The following is a 328-nucleotide window of genomic DNA, read 5'->3' as shown; positions in this document are numbered from 1 at the left end:
TGCTCGTGGGCGGCGTAGACCGGCGCCAGCGCCGTGCCCCAATCCACGGTGGCGAGCCCGCCGGCGTTGCAGTCGGTCAGTACAGTGATCGGACCGCCACCCTCGGCCTTGTACAGGTCGGCGGTGATCCGGCCACCATGGGAGACGATCGCGCGGCAGATCGCGACATCGTGCTCGGCGATGCGGCCGGCGTCCGCGAAGGCGCGGTAGAAGCGCTCGCCCGGCTGGACCTGCCGCAGGTTGGCGGCGACCCGGTCCAGCGCCCAGCGCAGGTTGATCGCCGTGGGCCGCGTGGCGGCGAGCGTGGCCACCGCGCGGTCGAGGCCCT

General features: G+C 73.8%; 1 pseudogene. It reads right to left on the bottom strand.

From position 1 onward, the window contains the following. A pseudogene (locus tag MKK63_RS21550) lies at positions 1-328 on the bottom strand (S-methyl-5-thioribose-1-phosphate isomerase); the annotation flags it as partial.

It is taken from the genome of Methylobacterium sp. J-088, assembly GCF_022829295.1.
GTDB lineage: Bacteria > Pseudomonadota > Alphaproteobacteria > Rhizobiales > Beijerinckiaceae > Methylobacterium.
Note: the sequence above shows the minus strand (reverse complement) of the source record. Positions and strands in the feature narration are given on the sequence as shown.